This window comes from Nocardia sp. NPDC058499, assembly GCF_042719915.1.
Taxonomy (GTDB): domain Bacteria; phylum Actinomycetota; class Actinomycetes; order Mycobacteriales; family Mycobacteriaceae; genus Nocardia.
This window is the reverse complement of sequence record NZ_JBHXMZ010000004.1, coordinates 393,278-410,874: the sequence shown is the minus strand read 5'-3', so window position 1 is coordinate 410,874 and position 17,597 is coordinate 393,278. Positions and strand designations below refer to the sequence as shown.

Here is a 17,597-nt window from a genome sequence, read left to right as displayed (position 1 = left end):
CTGTGATTTTCGCCGGTGAAGTGGAATGTGATGCGGCGATAACATCGGGCAAACCCGAGGAAACGGCTCGCGGGCACCATCGGAAACATGTCCGAGGGATACGGCATGGGCGAGTCAGGCGCGGAGGCGGGCACGATCAGGACGGCGTGCTCGTACTGCGGGGTGGGCTGCGGCATCGAGGTCACCACGACTCCGGATGCCACCGGCGCTCCGGTGATCGCCCGGGTCAGTGGCGATAAACTGCATCCGGCGAACGCCGGGCGGCTGTGCACGAAGGGCGCCACCCACCTCGAACTGATGCGGACGCCGGGCCGGATGACCACCGCGTACCGCCGGCCCCGGCGCGGGACCGAACCGGAGCCGGTGGGGGTGGACGAGGCGGTGGCCGAGGCCGCGACGCGGTTACGGGCGATCCTCGACGAGCACGGGCCGGACGCGATCGCGCTGTATGTCTCCGGGCAGATGTCGCTGGAAGCGCAGTACCTGGCGACGAAACTCGCCAAAGGGTATCTGCGGACCGTGCACATGGAGGCGAATTCCCGGCTGTGTATGGCGAGCGCCGGCACCGGATACAAGCAGTCGCTCGGGGCCGATGGCCCGCCCGGTTCCTACGACGATCTCGACCACGCCGACCTGTTCTTCGTCATCGGCGCGAATATGGCCGATTGCCATCCCATCCTCTTCCTGCGCATGTCCGAGCGGCTCAAATCCGGCGCGAAGCTGATCGTGGTGGACCCGCGGCGTACCGATACCGCCGCCCGCGCGGACCTGTTCCTGCAGATCCGGCCCGGAACCGATCTCGCGCTGCTCAACGGACTGCTGTACCTGCTGGTCGAGGAGGGTGATATCGACGAGCAGTTCATCGCCGAGCACACCGAGGGCTGGGCCGCAATGCCCGATTTCCTCGCCGCCTACACTCCGGATCGGGTCGCCGCGATCACGGGCCTGGCCGAGGCGGATATCCGCACCGCCGCCCGCTGGATCGGAGCGGCGGGCGAATGGATGAGCCTGTGGACGATGGGGCTGAATCAGTCCACCCACGGCACCTGGAACACCAACGCACTGTGCAATCTGCATCTGGCTACCGGCGCCATCTGCCGCCCGGGTAGCGGGCCCTTCTCGCTGACGGGGCAGCCGAATGCCATGGGCGGCCGGGAAATGGGGTACATGGGTCCCGGGCTGCCCGGCCAGCGCAGCGTGCTCTCCCCCGCCGACCGGACATTCGTGGAAACGGCGTGGGATCTACCGCCGGGAACCATTCGCGCCGAGGCCGGACCGGGCACCGTGGAAATGTTCCGGCAGCTCGCGGGCGGCACGATCAAAGCAGCGTGGATCATCTGCACCAATCCGGTGGCCACGGTGGCAAATCGCAAAACGGTGATCGCGGGCCTGGAGGCCGCCGAACTGGTGATCACCCAGGATGCCTACACCGATACCGCCACCAATACCTATGCCGACCTCCTGTTACCCGCCACACTGTGGGCCGAGGCCGATGCCGCGATGGTCAATTCCGAACGCACCGTGACCTTGCAGCGGCAGTCGGTCGAACCGGCCGGCGCGGCGCGCCCGGACTGGCAGCTCATCGCCCAGGTGGCGACCGCCATGGGCTTCTCCGGTTTCGAATACGGCTCCGCGGCCGAGGTGTTCGACGAGATCCGTGGCTTCGCCAATCCGGCCACCGGTTACGACCTGCGCGGGATGAGTCACGACGAGCTGCGCGAGGGCCCCATGCAGTGGCCGTGCCCGGACCCGGCACAGCGCCGCAACCCGATCCGCTACCGCAACGACGGGTCCGGCGGGGAGCCCTTCGTCGACGACACCGGGCACCGGCCACGCCTGGCCTTCCCCACCTCTGGCCGGCGAGCGGTCTTCTGGCCGCGCCCGCATATGTTGCCGGCGGAAATGCCGGATGACGACTACCCGTTCCTGCTCAACACCGGTCGCCTGCAACATCAGTGGCATTCGATGACCAAGACGGGCCGGATCGACAAGCTCGGCAAACTGAACCCGGAACCGTTCGCCGAGGTCCATCCCGACAACGCCCGCGAACTGGGGCTGGCCGCGGGCGACCAGGTGGAGATCACCTCCCGGCGCGGCCGCGCCGTTCTCCCCGTGCGGATCAGCGACCGGGTACTTCCCGGCGGATGTTTCGCGCCCTTCCACTGGAACGACGAACAGGGCGAATACCTGACCGTCAACGCCGTCACCAACGACGCGGTGGACGCCGATTCGCTGCAACCGGAGTTCAAGGCCTGCGCCGTCGCGCTGCGCCGGGTCGCGCCGGTGGTATCCGCCGAAACGCCCGCGATTACCGACAGCCGGCAAGAACTCGCGGCGAGCCCCGGGGACCATCCGCTCGCGACGATTCTCGGGCTGGATGCGGCGACCTCCCCCACCCTCAGCGAAACCGAGCGGATCTACCTCGGTGGATATCTCGCGGCGCTGCAATCCTTGCCGGTGGCGGGGCAGCCGGTGCTCCCGGAGACCGCGCCGGTGTCGCGGCAGAGCCGGCTCTGGGTGGACGGACTGCTGGCCGGTATGTATTCGCGCGCCGGCCATCCGGATTCGGCGGCACCGGAACCACCGAGCCCGGCCGTGACGGTGCTGTGGGCCTCGCAGACCGGCAATGCCGAGGAATTCGCAGCCACCGCGGCGCAGCGGCTCACCGCATCCGGGTACCGGCCGCGGCCGATCGATATGGATTCCTGCGACCTCACCGCGCTGACGGGCGATGTCCTGGTGATCAGCAGTACGTTCGGCGACGGCGGCCCGCCGGACAACGGCGCCGATTTCTGGACCCGGCTCGACGAGAGCGCGAACCGGCTCACGGGCGTACGTTTCGCGGTGTTCGCCATGGGCGATTCCTCCTATGACGATTTCTGCGGCCACGGCCGGCGGCTCGATACGGCGTTCGCCGAACGTGGCGCGACCCGGCTGCTACCGCGGGTGGACTGCGAACCGGATTTCGCCGGGCCCGGTTCGGACTGGCTCGACGAGGTGATCGCGGTACTCGGCGGCGCCCCGGAGCCGGGCGGCGGCAGCGGGAACTCCGGTGCGGAGTTCCCCGCACGCACGGTCACCCGATCCGGCACGCCCGCCGCCGGTTTCGGGGCGAGCGCGACCGGGTCCGCGGGTACCGAATACGGCTTCGCCGCGGTCACAGCCGGCAGCGTCGGAGGCCGAGCTCCCGGGGGCGACATCCTCGCGCGGCCGGAGGGAGGGTTCGCCGGCGCGAGTCCGAGCGGGCGAACCGGTTCCGGCGTGGCCACCGCGACGGGTCTGCTGGAGCGCGGGGCACCCGTACACCCCGGGCATCCGGCGCCGGCTCCGTTCACCAGGGCACTACCGGTCCCGGCACCACTGGTCCGCAACGAGGTGCTGACAATTCCCGACTCCACCAAGGAGGTCCGGCGGATAGCCTTCGATCTCGGCGATACGGACGCACGCTACGAGGTGGGTGATTCACTCGGGGTATGGCCGAGCAACTGCCCGTCGCTGGTCGGTGAGTTCCTCGACGCGGCGGGTTTGGCGGCCGGGCGGACCGTCACCGCGGGCGATACCGAGATGCCGCTGGAACAGGCGCTGCGCACCCATTTCGATATCGCCCGGGTCTCCCGGGACCTGCTCGAATTCATAGCCGGCCGCAATCCCAGCAACCGGCTGGCCAAACTGCTGCGCCGCGATAACCGCAACGAACTGGCCGGCTATCTGTGGGACCGGCAATTGGTGGACGTACTGCGCGATTTCCCGATCCACGCCGACCTCGTGGAGTGGCTCGACATTCTGAAAAAGCTGCAACCACGCCAGTATTCGATCTCTTCCAGCCCGCTGGTCAGCCCGCGGGAAGTAGAGCTGACCGTCGGGATCGTCCGCTACGGCGATCCGCGGATCGCGGGCTCGGCGGCCCGGCGCGGCGGCGTCTGTTCCACTTTCCTGGCCGATCGCGCCGCCGCGGCCGTACCGATCTTCCTGCAGCGTGCCCCGCATTTCCGGCCACCGCTGGATCCGAGCGTGCCGATGATCATGGTGGGCCCGGGCACCGGTATCGCGCCGTTCCGGGGTTTCCTGTACGAACGCCGCGCCCTCGGCGCCACCGGGAAGAACTGGTTGTTCTTCGGCGACCAGCACGCGGCGCAGAACTTCTACTACCGCACCGAACTCGAGGATATGTTCCGGACCGGCCATCTCTCGCGGCTGGATCTGGCTTTCTCCCGTGATCAGCGCGAACGGATCTACGTGCAGCACCGGATGATCGAACACGGTGCGGAACTGTGGTCGTGGCTGCGCGAGGGCGCCCACTTCTATGTCTGCGGTGACGCCGCCCGGATGGCCAAGGATGTCGACGATGCCCTGCTGCGCATCGCCCGCGTCCACGGCAAACTCGACGAGGACGGCGCCCTGGCATTCAAGAAGCAGCTGGTGGCCGAGAAGCGTTACGTCCGTGACGTCTACTGAACCGCTGCCACCGGCACGGCGGGCGGGTTCAGGCGGGTGAAATCGGGCAGGCGGTAGTAAGGGTAGTAGGGATAGGGCGGAGTGAGTGCGCTGGCCGCGTCCAGCCGCGCGATCTGATCAGCGGTGAGTTTCCAGCCGACGGCGCCGAGATTCTGGCGTAGCTGCTCCTCGTTGCGGGCACCGACGATCACCGTGCCGACCGTCGGACGGGAGAGCAGCCAGTTCAGCGCTATCTGCGGGACCGTCCGGCCGGTTTCGGCGGCGATCTCGTCCAAGGCGTCGACGACGTTGTAGAGATGTTCCTGGTCCACCGGCGGGCCGGCCTCCGCCGTGCGGTGCAGCCGGCTGCCCGCGGGCAGCGGTTGGCCGCGGCGGATCTTGCCGGTCAGCCGGCCCCAGCCGAGTGGACTCCAGACCACCGCGCCCACACCTTCGGCGACACCCAGTGGCATCAGCTCCCATTCGTAGTCGCGTCCGGCCAGCGAGTAGTACACCTGGTGGGCGATATAGCGGGTGAGCCCGTGCCGATCGGCGGCGGCCAGCGATTTCATCAGCTGCCAGCCGGCGAAATTGGAGGCGCCCAGGTAACGGATCTTGCCGGCGCGGACCAGATCGTCGAGCGCGTGCAGGACCTCCTCGACCGGGGTCCGGGCGTCGAACGCGTGCAACTGGAACAGGTCGATATGTTCGGTCCCGAGCCGGCGCAGCGCGGCTTCCACGGCGCCGATCAGCCGGGTCCGGCCCGAACCCGCATCGAACGGGCCGGGTCCGGTGGGCAGGCTCGCCTTGGTGGACAGCAGCAGGCGGTCGCGCCGGCCGCGGATGGCGGCGCCGAGCACCTCCTCGGAGGCTCCGTCGGAGTACACATCGGCGGTATCGAACATCGTGACGCCGGCGTCCAGGCTGATATCCACCAGGCGGCGGGCCTGTTCGACGTCGGTATCGCCCCAGGCGCCGAACAGTTCCCCGCGACCCCCGAAGGTGCCGGCGCCGAAGCTCAGTGCGGGGACGATCAGGCCGGAGGCTCCCAGGCGGCGGTATTCCATCTCGACTCCTAATGGGTCTACAGTGTCATTAATACTCGAAGATACACCGATAGACGACTAAATGAAACTGGAGTTCCTTTATGACACTCGAGGAGGCCGGTCCCGGATCGGTTCGCCCCGGCGGCCGCACCGCCCGCGTCCGCGCTGCAGTACTCGAGGCGGCCGGCGACCTGCTTGCCGAACACGGCTTCGCGCGGCTCGACCTGGCCGAGGTCGCCACCCGTGCCGAAGTAGGGAAGACAACGGTCTACCGGCGCTGGCGCACACCGGCCGGGCTGACCGCCGATCTGCTCGTCGATATGGCCGAACAATCACTACCGCGCGCGGATACGGGCTCGTTGCGCGGCGACCTCGCGGCGAACGCCCGCCTGGTCGCCGAAACCCTCACCGACCCCCGGCAGAGCCGCCTCTTCCGTGCGGTGATCGCCGCCGCGAGCGTCGACGAAGCCGCAGCGGTTGCACTCCGCCGTTTCTACGATGTGCGGCTCACCGAATGGTCACCTTGTATCGCCGACGCCATCGACCGGGGCGAGGCGCCACCCGGCACCGACCCCCGCGCGGTGCTCACCGCCGTTTCGGGACCGCTGTACTACCGTCTGCTGGCCAGTGGCGACCAGATCGATGACCAGGCGGCACAGGTCGCGGCGGAGGCCGCGGTACACGCGGCCGCGGCAGGGGTATTCGTGCGCAGCGGAACCTGATCGCCTGCCACCGGCCGGCCTGCCCGTCACCAGAGATGCTCGTAATCGAGGGCCGCGGCCCCGATCAGGCCCAGCCCCAGCAGGACGAAGACGATACGCACCGACAACGGGCCATAACTCGTGACCACCCGCAGAACGGATCGGTACACACGCTGAGCCCGCCGCGTACGCCGGGTCGCCAGGGCGAGCACCACCAGCGGCGGTAGCAGCGCGAGCGCGCAATAGGCGATGACGATCAGCGGCCACACCGCCGGCAGCGGGTCCCGGGCCGAAATCAACGCCAACCCGGCCAGGTACGGAATTGCCGTCGGCGCCTGCGCCAGGCCGATGACCATACCTGCCATACCGAGCAGCCAGGGGCGCCGCCGGATGGTCACCGTCCACGCCGGAGGTTCGGCCTGCGCACCGGCAGGCACGGCGGCGATCACGAGCAGGACGAGACCGAAAGCCAAAGCCCCCCAGGTACGGATGGTCGGGGTGAGCTCGAAATCCACCAGATCGGTGAGGAAATCGATCCCCAGCACCGCCAGCAGCCCGAAAGTCGTGGTGACCGCGAAAACCCCGGCGATGAAACTCGCCCCACCGGGTACCGGTGATTTCCGGGCAAGCCTGCTGTCCACGACGATCGCCGCGGTAACCCCCACCAGCAGGAGATCGAGCGAATCTATGAACGCGAACCCGGCGAGGGCGAGCAGTAGAGCGATCATGGCGCCGCCAGCCTACGCGGTCACGCACCGGTATCGCGCGCCGCCGGTAACCGCCACAGGCAGCCCGCCGGCCCACCTCGGGCACAGTGATCCGTGTTTCGCCGGCTATCGCGGCTGCCGACGGCACGCCACAAGCCCCCGCCGTGGTCGCGCTGCCCCCGCGCGGTGCCGTTCGGGGGCTCCGATCCCGTGGGCGGCCGAGCAGCGGCAGTGTCCGTGGTCGGTCGACAGCCGGATCCCGACAATGCCCCACCGGCTCGGCGGACTTCATTACAGCGACAGAAATCCGCGGCCCGCCGCGCAGGATCGCCGGCCCACCCCCGCGGTCTCCGGAGTCCTCCGGCGCGCAGACGCCATATGCGCCGCAGCTCGGGTGGTCACACGCCCGGAACCTACCCCGAGACGCGGTTCGTCGACTCGCCATGCCGAGGGAGCCAGAAGGGGTCTCGCCCGGTGAATCCCAGTACCCGGTGCAATACCGGCGCCGTGGACCCGATCGGCACGATCGGGCCGAAGAGGCCGGGTGTGCCCTCCACGGGTGTGTCCTTCAAGAAATCCAGCAGAACGGCTAGATCGGAATCGCCCACTTTCAGTTCCTGGCCGGTGGCGCGCGCCAGATCCCAGGCGTGGATGACGATCTCGTCCAGGGCGACCCGGGCGGCGACGGGCGCCGGCATCGTGACCCCACCCGCTTCGGTATCCCCTTCCCACGCCGAGGGCTCGTGCCAGGCCTGCGCGAGTGCCCGCAGCCGAGCCGGTACGACAGTCCGCCACTCGGCGGAAAGCGCAGCATCGGAACCGAATTCGGGCGCGGCCGAGGCGCCGAGTGATTCCTTGGCGGCCGCGGCGCGGAACGCCTCCGCCAAACCGTCCACATGCTCGAGCAACGCGCGGACGGGGATATCGGCGGGCGTGGGCGCGTCGAGCTGGGTGTCGTCGATCGCGGTGACGATATCGGCCAGCGCGTCCGCCGCGGGCGACAGGTCGAATTCCGGGTGCATACGGTCTCCTCGATCCGGGGCTGCTGTAGTCCAGACGAGACCGCGGACACAAACTCATCGGCCGCGCGCCGGGGCAGTTCGTGAATCAACCCGACCGGCGGCAGCACCGTTTCGGGTAGCCGGTTCGCGTCGAACAGGTCACGGAGGCTTGCCTGCTACCTGCGCTTCGATCCTGCGCGCCGTACGGGTTATCCACCGGACACAGCAGCGCGACCACGAAACGGCCGTCGAGTCCGTGTTCCGCTCGGGCGCTGCGCGGTCCCGAGGCCGAGCTCGTCCGCGCGGGGTTCAGGAATCGATCCTGGCGCGGACCGCGGCGTGCAGCTCACGGAGCCCGGAGCGATCGGTGAGGACCTCGAGCACGCGGAAACCGGACCCGGAACCCGCGAGTTCGGCGGCCAGTTCGTCCGGGCCCACCTGCCGGTGCGGGATCCGGTACGCCGCGCAGAGTGCGGAGAGGTCCATCCCGTGCGGGGTACCGAAAACCCGTTCGAAAACACCGGCGTACTGGGGGTCGCCCTGTTCGAGGAGTTCGAAGATACCGCCGCCGTCGTCGTTGGCGACCACGATGGTGAGGTCGTCGGGGCGGGGTTCACCGCGGCCGATCAACAGGCCGGACGCATCGTGCAGGAAGGTGAGGTCACCGATCAGGGCGATGGTCCGGCCGCGGTGGTGCAGGGCGGCGCCGACCGCGGAAGACACCGTTCCGTCGATACCCGCGACGCCGCGGTTCGACAGCACGCGCACGCCCGGCTTCGGCGCCGCGACGAGCGCGGCATCGCGGACCGGATTCGAGGCGCCCAGCAGCAGCTGATCGCCTTCCCGCAATGCGTCGGTGATCACCGCGGCCACGTGCAGCCCGGTGGGTTTGGGATGGCGATCCAGCTCGTCGCGCACCACGGCGCGGGCCCGCCGGTCCAGTTCCCGGCAGCGGTCCAGCCACTGCGCGGTCGGTGCGCCGCTGGTCACCGCCCGGGTGCCGGTGCCGACCACATTGCCCGAGACATCGGGCCAGCGCGGGCCGGTGGTCAGCGCGTACACCGTCACTTCGGGGTCGGCCAGCACCTTCGACACCTGCCGATGCAGAGTCGGGCGGCCGGTGATGATCGCCTGCCGCGGTTTCAGCAGCGGCAGCGCCAGCGGGTGCAGGGCCGGGCCGTGCACGGGGGCGGTGGGTTCGGCCACCGTGGGCAGATCGGCGAGCTCGGCGCGCAGTCCGGCGCCGTGGCCGGAGATCACGACGGTATCCGGGGTGAGGTCGATATCGAGTGGAACGTCGAGGGTCGCGTACTGGGTGGCCGTCCACGGCTGGTCCACACTGCGCCCGGCCGGGGTGGATTCCGTGCCGCCCGGCTCCGGGACCAGCGGTTCTCGCAGTGGGATATCGAAATGGACGGGGCCGGCGTTGCCCGAACGGGTGCCCCGCGCGGCGGCCAGTACCCGGCACACCGCGGATCGCCACACGCTGTTCTGCCGTGGATACTCGGCACCGAATTCGGTTTCGGCGAGGCCGAGGCTGATGGTCGCCCGGACCTGGCTGCCGAACAGGCCGAGCTGTTCGACGGTCTGATTCGCGCCGGTACCGAGCATTTCGTAGGGCCGGTTGGCGCTGAGCACGATCAGCGGGACCCGGGCGTAATTGGCCTCCAGGACCGCCGGGCCGAGATTGGCGACCGCGGTGCCCGAGGTCATCACCACCGGCACCGGGGCGCCCGAGGCGACGGCCAGGCCGACCGCGAGAAATCCGGCCGTCCGTTCGTCGACGCGCATATGCAGCCGCAGCTGCCCCGCCGCGTCGGCCGCCTGCAGTGCGAAGGCCAGCGGAGCGTTACGCGAACCGGGGCACAGCACCACTTCCCGCACCCCACCACGGGCGAGTTCGTCGACGACCACCCGGGCTTGCGCAGTTGACGGATTCACGACTCCAGACTGTCAGACCCCGGCGGCCGCGTCTGCGTCACCCTGCTCACATCGGCGAGGCCGCTCGCGGACAGAACCCGGCCTCCCGGAACCCCCTGGAATACCCCCCGTTGGGGACCTCGTCGTCGAGGCCCCCACGGGCCGCGCTGACGCGCGGCCGGATCGCTACGCGCGGAAAGTTACCCGGCGTGCTTCTGCACCAGGTCGCCGACGCGCGGCAGCGCCTCGATGACATTCTTCTTGGCCGAGGAACGCATCGAGTTGTACACCTTCTGCAGGGCGGGCCGGCTGGAGGCCGCGGCACGCGCATCGGTGACGGTCAGCAGGGCCTCGGCAACCTCGTCGCCCTTGGCGGCGAGCAGTTCGCCGAAGCTGCCCGATGCGCCGGCCTTGTACTCGTTCCAGTACGGCTCCAGCTGCTCGAGCAGTTTGGGGGCCAGCGATTCCAGGGCGTCGGGAACGATGGACGGGCTGATCTTCTTGACCGCCGCGTACCCACCCTTCACGGCCAGACCCGAGGCACCACCCTTATCGGAGACCTCGGCGTCCAGGACCTGGACGGCGTCGGCGAGGAAGGCCGGGCGCGTAGCCTCGTCAAGCAGTGATTCAGACAGTGCTGCAACCAATTTAAGGATCCTCCGGATCAGTACTCGTATGGACGGGCAACGCAACTATACGCATCGCCCACACGAATGCATTTCCGCCCGTAACTGTCTACGGAGCGTAGGAGGAATACTCCGACGTTCGACCGAACCAGGTGCAGCAGCAAGCGATCCGGCAACACCGCGGCCGATGGTCCGAACCGGCCGGGTCAGGGCTGCCAGGGCAGGAGCTGCACCATGAGACCTTCGCTGTCGGCCAGGACGGTCCCCTCCTCATCCACCAGTTCGGCGCTGATGAAGGTTTTGCGCCCCTCGATGCGCTCGACCCGGCCGCGCACTGTCAGCGGAGTGTCGAGCGGGGTCACCTTGCGGTAGTTCACGTGCAGGAAGGCGGTCCGGCTGATCGGCCGCCCGGCGTAGTGGACGGTCATCCCGAAGAGGTCGTCGAACAGCAGCGGCAGGACACCGCCGTGCGCGGCGGAGTTCCCGCCGAGATGGAACCGGCGGAACACACCCTTCATCACGATGCCGTCGGGTCCGGCCGACACCGTCTTCCAGGGCAGCAGGAGCAGGCTGCCGCGGCCGGGCAGTTCGACGGCCCGGCCGGCGGGACCCTGCTGTTCCGGCGCGCGATACGGTTCGAGCAGTTCGATCAGTGCGTTGACCCGGTCGCGGGCTTCGCGATAGACCTCGTCCGTGGCGTCGACCGAAACCGTCAGGTCCTGCAGGGTGCGCATACCCGCCACGAATTCACCGTATTCCGGGCCGACCTCGGCCGGGACGATCTTGGGAAACCCCCCGTGCCTCTCGTACCGATCCTCGTCGACAGCGGTTTCGTCGATCCTCGGTCGGGTCTGCTCGGTCATATAGGCACCGTAACCCGGGATTTTACGGCGTCCAAACAATTCGGCCGAACTGTGGTGAAGTCAACGCCACACCGGCGGCCCCACCGCGCCTGATGTAATCACCCCCATGACGTTCAATCCGACGCTGTGGCGCGACGTGGCCGGGTTCGCGGGCCTGACCGATATCACCTACCACCGGCATACCGAACAGGGCACCGTCCGGATCGCATTCGACCGTCCCGAAGTGCGCAACGCCTTCCGGCCGCATACGGTCGACGAGCTCTACGCGGTACTCGACCACGCCCGCACCACCTCCGATGTCGGCGCGGTCCTGCTCACCGGTAACGGTCCGAGCCCCAAGGACGGCGGCTGGGCCTTCTGCTCCGGCGGAGACCAGCGGATCCGCGGCCGCAGCGGCTACCAGTACGCCAGCGGCGACACCGCCGAAACGGTCGACAAGGCCCGCGCCGGACGCCTGCACATCCTCGAGGTGCAGCGGCTCATCAGGTTCATGCCGAAAGTGGTGATCGCCCTGGTCAACGGCTGGGCCGCCGGCGGCGGGCACAGCCTGCACGTGGTCTGCGACCTCACCCTGGCCAGCCGCGAACACGCCCGGTTCAAACAGACCGACGCCGACGTCGGCAGCTTCGACGGCGGTTACGGCAGCGCCTACCTGGCCAAACTGGTGGGCCAGAAGTTCGCCCGCGAGATCTTCTTCCTCGGCCGCGCCTACACCGCCGAGGAAATGCACGCCATGGGCGCGGTGAACGCCGTCGTCGACCACGCCGAACTCGAGGACGTCGCCCTCGAATGGTCCGCGGCGATCAACGGGAAATCGCCGCAGGCGCAGCGCATGCTCAAATACGCGTTCAATCTCGCCGACGACGGACTGGTCGGCCAGCAGCTCTTCGCCGGTGAGGCCACCCGGATGGCCTATATGACCGACGAAGCCGTCGAAGGCCGCGACTCCTTCCTGGAGAAACGCGCCCCCGACTGGAGCCCCTACCCCTGGTACTTCTGAACCCACGGCACGCAGGGCATTCGGGTAGGACGGTGGCCTACCCGGATGTGCGTGAGGTCCGGCGGCAACGGCCGGTCTGCCCCTAGACTTGCCGGTGATGGACATCCTCAGCAGCCGGATAATCCTGCGCCCCCGCGATTACGCCACCACCCTGGCGTTCTATCGCGACTCACTGGGGTTGGCGACCTTCCGGGAGTACCCGGGCGGCACGGTGTTCTTCGCCGGGCAGTCGCTGATCGAGGTCGCGGGCCACGGCGCCGCGGAGACCGATCCGCAGGGTTTCGCGGGGGCGATCTGGTTGCAGGTCCGTGATTTGGGGGCTGTCGCGGTCGAGTTGACGTTGCGCGGGGTCGCGATCGAGCGCGCCCCGGTGACCGAGCCCTGGGGGCTGATCGAGATGTGGCTGAAGGATCCGGACGGCGTGCCGATCGTGCTGGTCGAGATCCCGGAGGAGCATCCGCTACGGCGGGACAACCGCTGACCGGGACCCGGCTCCGGTTTTCTGCCGGGTTGCCAACTCATGGCCCACCGAGCGACGATACGATCGGATGGCCGCCCGATCACCGACGCCCGGTGCGACCGCTTTCGTACCGTCCGACGAGTGAATCGCAGTTCCATGCCTGGCCCAGCCCCATACCGACATCCGGCTCCGGCGCCCTGCACCGGCAGCACCGGCCCCTCCTGTCCGCGGCCCGGCCGACGTGACACCATCGCAGCCGTGAGCGAGTACAGCGAGCGCACCATGGTTTTCCGGTTTGCCGGGGACAAGGCGCGGCCGTGACGAAAACCCTGCGTACCCTGCCCATACCCACCGGCGGTGGGGTCAGCGATGTGCTCCCGCACCTGCGGCAGGTGCTCGACGACAGCGGTTCGGCCGCCTGGCTGCCGGTGCCCGCCAGTGATCGGCGCGAGGCCCGCCGGCTGGGTGACGCGCTCGCACCCGGCGAACCGATCGACGACGATATCGCGCTGGTCGTCACCACCTCCGGGACCACAGGTGTACCGAAGGGCGCCATGCTCACCGCATCCGCGTTACGCGCCAGCGGCGACGCCACCCACGAACGGCTCGGCGGCCCGGGTAGCTGGCTGCTGGCGCTGCCCACCCATCACATCGCCGGACTGCAGGTATTGCTGCGTTCGCTGCTGGCAGGTACGGAACCGACCGTGGTGGATGTCTCCGGCGGCTTCCTGCCCGAGGCCCTCACCGGGGCGATCGCGAGTATGCGCGGGGAACGCCGCTACACCTCGCTGGTACCGACCCAGCTGGTCAAGGTCCTCGATGCCCCCGCCGCGACCGCCGCACTGGCCGAACTGGACGCGGTGCTGATCGGCGGCGCCGCGACCCCGCTGCCGCTCTACGAGCGGGCCCGCGCCGCCGGAATCAATATCGTCCGCACCTACGGGATGAGCGAAACCTGCGGCGGCTGCGTCTACGACGGTGTCCCGCTGCGCGGTGCCCGGGTGCGCATCGAGGGCGGCCGTATCCTGCTCGGCGGCGATATGCTGGCCGCCGGTTATCGCAATATGCCCGACCATCCCGCCTTCGCGGAGCCCGGCTGGTTCCGCACCGACGACGCGGGCGTTTTCACCGACGGTGTCCTGAAGGTTCAGGGCCGGCTGGACGAAGCGATCTCCACCGGCGGCCTGCTGGTGCTACCGCAAGTCGTGGAGGCGGTCCTGGCGACCCATCCCGCGGTCTCCGAATGCGTGGTCCTCGGCCTGCCCGACGAGCGCCTGGGTCAGCGGGTCGTGGTCGCGGTGGTGCCGGTACCGGGTGCCGCGCCCACGCTGGACGAACTCCGCGACCACGTGCTGGCGGAACTGGATACCGCCGCCGCGCCCCGCGAACTCACGCTCGTCGACGACATCCCACTGCTGGGCCCCGGTAAGCCCGACCGCGCCGAGCTCCGCAAATACCTGCTCGCGGGATCGGCGTCCTGAGCGGACCGGTTCCGCACCGCGTACCGAGCTGAAACGCGACGGCTCACGCAGCCGGCCTTCCGTTGATCGCCGGCGCCTCACGGGGCCGCCCACATGGGAACCAGGCCGTCGGCGACCAGGATCAGTACTCCGGCGCCGGATCGGTCCACCCGATAGACGTGGCTCCACGCAATCTCGGGCCACGGGTGGCTCTGTTCCGCGGCGCCCTGCTGGACGTTCGAGCAGACCCCTGGCGGATTTCGCCGACGATGCGGGGCACCGACACCGTCTGGGCGCTGTAGTGCGTGCCCGTCGAGCCCGGCGGGCGGTAACGAGTCCGCCGTTCGTCTACCGTGCCGGCTCGCGCCCGGCCGCTCGCGATGAACACAGCTCAGCGTCTCTGGCGCAGCCCGTCAAGGCTCCTCGTCGGCGTAGGCACCGTCGTAGTCATCGCCCATCGGCACCGGGATGGACTGTTCGGCGATATCGACTGGGTCCGCGTTCCATACGTCCCGGGTGCCCCCCGAGGGCGCCACCGCCTCCTCCGGCACCGGGATATCGTCCGGGACCGAACGCGGGTCGATATCGGTGTACGGGGCGTCGTCGGGGTAGGCCGGTGCGTCCTGTTCGGCACGATCGGCCTCGGGCACCGCATCGAAGGTACCCGGTCCGGCCGTCCGGGAAAGCTTGCGCTCCGCCATAGTGGCTCCTCTCCTCCGTTATGGCCTCGCCGGGCGACTACCCGCCGAGTGGAAGATCAGTCCAACGAACTCGACAATGCCCTCGTACGGCCGATCCGGCAAGTACCGTTCCGGCGGCGCACCGGATTAGGCTTCGGGGATGGCTACCGCAGCACAATGGATCGAGGGCGCCCGGCCCCGGACTCTGCCGAACGCGATCGCCCCCGTTCTCGCCGGAACCGGCGCCGCGGCCGCCATCGACGGTGCGGTCTGGTGGAAAGCGCTGCTGGCGCTGGGAGTTTCGATGGCGCTGATCATCGGGGTGAATTTCGCCAACGATTACTCCGACGGAATCCGCGGCACCGACGACGAACGCGTCGGCCCGCTGCGCCTGGTGGGCTCCGGCGTGGCCTCGCCCACAACGGTACGCGGCGCGGCGGTCGCGAGCCTGGCGCTGGGTGCGGTATTGGGCCTGATCCTGGCCGTGTTGTCGGCCTGGTGGCTGATCCTGATCGGTGCGGTCTGCCTGGCGGGCGCCTGGTTCTACACCGGCGGCAGCAAACCGTACGGCTACCGCGGTTTCGGGGAAATCGCCGTTTTCGTGTTCTTCGGGCTCGTGGCGGTCCTCGGCACCCAGTTCGTCCAGGCCGGGCGGGTCGATTGGGCGGGGTTCGCGCTCGCGGTGGGAGTCGGGGCGTTCTCCAGCGCGGTACTGGTGGCGAACAACCTGCGCGATATCCCGACCGATACCGAAACCGGGAAAACGACCCTGGCCGTGAAACTCGGCGATACCCGCACCCGGACGCTACATCTGGCGCTGCTGGCCGCACCGTTCGTGATGACCCTGATACTGGCCGCCCGCACCCCCTGGGCACTGGTGGGACTGCTGGCCGTCCCCCTGGCCGTCCGCGCCAATGCCCCGGTCCGGGCGGACAAAGGCGGACTGGAGCTCATCCCCGCCCTCCGCGATTCGGGTCTGGCCATGCTGGCCTGGTCGGTGCTCAGCGCCCTGGCCCTGGGGTTCGGCGCCTGACCGCTCAGTCGTCCGGCAGGATGATGCCGATCGCCCAGTTCACGATGGTGATGATGATCGCCCCCAGCAGCGCGGCCCAGAAACCGTCGATACGCAGACCGTAATCGGTGGCCTCGGTGATCCACGCCGTGAGCCACAGCATCAACGCGTTGATCACCAGCAGGAACAAACCGAGGGTCACGATCACCAACGGCAGCGACAACAGTTTCACGATCGGCTTCACGAAGGCATTCACCAGCGTGAACACCACCGCTACCGCGAGCAGTACAACGATTTTCGCCCCGTTGCCCTGATCCGGGGGTGAAGCGATCTCGATTTTGCCGACCCACAACGCGGCCAGCCAGATGGCGAAAGCGGTCCCGATCAACCGGAGCACAAGCTGCATGCCCCATGCTAACTGTGCTTGTCTTGCGGCGCCTGCGGCGCCGCGGGTTTTGGCTGTGTTGATGGCGCCGCCTCCGGCGGCGCGGGGTTTTGGCCCCCCTTGGTCCCTGCTGTCAGCGCTCGATGCTCGCGGCTGCGCCGCATTGCCTCGAGCGCTGACAGCAGGGACGGGCCAAAACCTTTCAGGGCCTCGTAAGACTCGGCTGCGCCGCTGGTCGCGTCGGGTTCATTCGTGGGCCGAAACGTTTCAGGGCCTCGCTGAACTCGGCTGCACCTTTGGTTACGTTGGTTGGTCGTGGGTCGAAACCTTTCAGGGCCTCGTAGGACTCGGCGGCGCCCTTGGTTACGTGGGGGCGCCCTCGACCGACTGATTCGAGCCGGTGTTGCGGGCGCTGGGCCGCCTACTCGTACCGAGGTCGAGCCGCGATCGTGGTCGCCGGTGAAGTCCCCGCGGGGGTGGGGTGGCCGGTTCAGGCCGCTCGGTCCAGGTGGGTGTGTATCTGCTCGCGTAGCCCGGTGAGTGCGTCGGCACCGCCGAGGAGTTCAGTGGCGGCGGGGGTGGGGGCGCGCAGGATGGCGAGCAGGATATGCCCGGACTCGATGGTTTTGTCCTTGCGCGCCACGGCCTCTCGCAGCGAAAGTTCCAGGGCTTTCTTGGCATCGCGGCTGAACGGGATATGCCCGAACCGCATACGGCCGCGGGATTCCTCCGGTGGGATGGCACGGTCGAGGGCGTCGGCGCCGAAATTGGCTTCCAGGCTTTCGCGTACCGCGTCGAGGTCGATCCCGATGGAGCGCAATGCCTCGGCGTCTTCCGCGCCGAGCGGTTCGGCGCGGGCCGCGGTGGTGAGTTCGTTCAGCGCGGTGTCGTGGGCGATCCCGTTACGCTCCAGCAGAGTGCGTAAGGCCGGTTCGGCCTCGTCCAGCAGACCGAGCAGCAGATGCTCGACGCGGATATCGGGCGACCGCAGTTCGCGGGCGTGTTCCTGGGCCGCGACGACCGCCGACCGGGCACTTTTGGTGAATCTCTCGAACATCTATCGGCTCCTGCCTTTCCGGTTGTACTTCTGGTGAACCGCCTGTTTGCTGACCTCGAGTGCGTCGGCGATGGCCTGCCAGGACCAGCCCTGATCCCGGGCGTTGCCGACCTGGATGGCCTCGAGCCGGTCCAGCAGCCTGCGCAGCGCCAGAACCGCCCGTAACCCCACCGCGGGGTCCGGGCTGCCCGCCGCCGCGGCCAGTGTGGTTGCTTCCGTCATGCGTCAATTTTGATTGACGATTC

General features: G+C 68.8%; 16 protein-coding genes. 6 read left to right on the top strand and 10 right to left on the bottom strand.

Annotated features, from left to right (window positions below; all coding sequences use genetic code 11):
* Window positions 1-105: 105 nt before the first annotated feature.
* Window positions 106-4,455 (top strand): molybdopterin-dependent oxidoreductase, encoded by a 4,350-nt coding sequence (locus ACFWPH_RS15580; RefSeq protein ID WP_378751441.1) that lies wholly within the window; start codon window positions 106-108, stop codon window positions 4,453-4,455.
* Here ACFWPH_RS15580 and ACFWPH_RS15575 read toward each other — a convergent pair.
* Window positions 4,449-5,501 carry an aldo/keto reductase gene (locus ACFWPH_RS15575; RefSeq protein WP_378751439.1) on the bottom strand — a complete coding sequence of 351 codons (1,053 nt, stop codon included), beginning with the start codon at window positions 5,499-5,501 and terminating at the stop codon, window positions 4,449-4,451. The two genes, ACFWPH_RS15580 and ACFWPH_RS15575, sit on opposite strands and share 7 nt — an antisense overlap.
* 80 nt (window positions 5,502-5,581) lie before the next feature.
* On the opposite strand from ACFWPH_RS15575, the gene ACFWPH_RS15570 reads away from it, so the two are divergent.
* Window positions 5,582-6,202, top strand: coding sequence for a TetR/AcrR family transcriptional regulator (locus tag ACFWPH_RS15570; protein WP_378751437.1), 621 nt, complete (start codon window positions 5,582-5,584; stop codon window positions 6,200-6,202).
* 26 nt (window positions 6,203-6,228) lie between these two features.
* On the opposite strand, the gene ACFWPH_RS15565 is transcribed toward ACFWPH_RS15570, so the two are convergent.
* From ACFWPH_RS15565 to ACFWPH_RS15545, 5 genes are all read right to left on the bottom strand, one after another.
* Window positions 6,229-6,909 (bottom strand): GAP family protein, encoded by a 681-nt coding sequence (locus ACFWPH_RS15565; protein ID WP_280416660.1) that lies wholly within the window; start codon window positions 6,907-6,909, stop codon window positions 6,229-6,231.
* Between the two features lie 392 nt (window positions 6,910-7,301).
* Window positions 7,302-7,910, bottom strand: coding sequence for a TIGR03086 family metal-binding protein (locus ACFWPH_RS15560; RefSeq protein ID WP_378751434.1), 609 nt, complete (start codon window positions 7,908-7,910; stop codon window positions 7,302-7,304).
* 288 nt (window positions 7,911-8,198) lie between these two features.
* A complete protein-coding gene (gene menD, locus ACFWPH_RS15555) occupies window positions 8,199-9,830 on the bottom strand; it encodes a 2-succinyl-5-enolpyruvyl-6-hydroxy-3-cyclohexene-1-carboxylic-acid synthase (protein ID WP_378751432.1) in 1,632 nt (543 codons plus the stop codon).
* 179 nt (window positions 9,831-10,009) lie between these two features.
* A complete protein-coding gene (locus ACFWPH_RS15550; RefSeq protein WP_378751430.1) occupies window positions 10,010-10,456 on the bottom strand; it encodes a DUF6918 family protein in 447 nt (148 codons plus the stop codon).
* Window positions 10,457-10,641: 185 nt separating this feature from the next.
* Window positions 10,642-11,298 (bottom strand): PaaI family thioesterase, encoded by a 657-nt coding sequence (locus ACFWPH_RS15545; protein ID WP_378751428.1) that lies wholly within the window; start codon window positions 11,296-11,298, stop codon window positions 10,642-10,644.
* Window positions 11,299-11,404: 106 nt separating this feature from the next.
* Between ACFWPH_RS15545 and ACFWPH_RS15540 the strand changes: the two genes are divergently transcribed.
* The 3 genes from ACFWPH_RS15540 (at window position 11,405) to menE (ending at window position 14,239) form a co-directional block, all read left to right on the top strand.
* Window positions 11,405-12,298 carry a 1,4-dihydroxy-2-naphthoyl-CoA synthase gene (locus ACFWPH_RS15540; protein WP_378751426.1) on the top strand — a complete coding sequence of 298 codons (894 nt, stop codon included), beginning with the start codon at window positions 11,405-11,407 and terminating at the stop codon, window positions 12,296-12,298.
* A 97-nt stretch (window positions 12,299-12,395) separates the two neighbouring features.
* Window positions 12,396-12,779, top strand: coding sequence for a VOC family protein (locus ACFWPH_RS15535; RefSeq protein ID WP_378751424.1), 384 nt, complete (start codon window positions 12,396-12,398; stop codon window positions 12,777-12,779).
* A 296-nt stretch (window positions 12,780-13,075) separates the two neighbouring features.
* Window positions 13,076-14,239 (top strand): o-succinylbenzoate--CoA ligase, encoded by a 1,164-nt coding sequence (menE, locus tag ACFWPH_RS15530; protein ID WP_378751422.1) that lies wholly within the window; start codon window positions 13,076-13,078, stop codon window positions 14,237-14,239.
* 392 nt (window positions 14,240-14,631) lie between these two features.
* Here the strand turns inward: menE and ACFWPH_RS15525 are convergent, their stop codons facing one another.
* Window positions 14,632-14,919 (bottom strand): hypothetical protein, encoded by a 288-nt coding sequence (locus ACFWPH_RS15525; protein ID WP_378751420.1) that lies wholly within the window; start codon window positions 14,917-14,919, stop codon window positions 14,632-14,634.
* A 139-nt stretch (window positions 14,920-15,058) separates the two neighbouring features.
* Here ACFWPH_RS15525 and ACFWPH_RS15520 point away from each other — a divergent pair, with 139 nt between their 5' ends.
* Window positions 15,059-15,931, top strand: a complete 873-nt coding sequence (locus ACFWPH_RS15520; RefSeq protein WP_378751418.1) for a 1,4-dihydroxy-2-naphthoate polyprenyltransferase — start codon at window positions 15,059-15,061, stop codon at window positions 15,929-15,931.
* A gap of 4 nt (window positions 15,932-15,935) precedes the next feature.
* On the opposite strand, the gene ACFWPH_RS15515 is transcribed toward ACFWPH_RS15520, so the two are convergent.
* The 3 genes from ACFWPH_RS15515 to ACFWPH_RS15505 form a co-directional block, all read right to left on the bottom strand.
* Window positions 15,936-16,316, bottom strand: a complete 381-nt coding sequence (locus ACFWPH_RS15515; RefSeq protein WP_062978010.1) for a phage holin family protein — start codon at window positions 16,314-16,316, stop codon at window positions 15,936-15,938.
* Window positions 16,317-16,785: 469 nt separating this feature from the next.
* Window positions 16,786-17,352 (bottom strand): Clp protease N-terminal domain-containing protein, encoded by a 567-nt coding sequence (locus tag ACFWPH_RS15510; RefSeq protein ID WP_280459821.1) that lies wholly within the window; start codon window positions 17,350-17,352, stop codon window positions 16,786-16,788.
* Window positions 17,353-17,574 (bottom strand): helix-turn-helix domain-containing protein, encoded by a 222-nt coding sequence (locus ACFWPH_RS15505; RefSeq protein WP_195058543.1) that lies wholly within the window; start codon window positions 17,572-17,574, stop codon window positions 17,353-17,355.
* Window positions 17,575-17,597 lie beyond the last annotated feature (23 nt).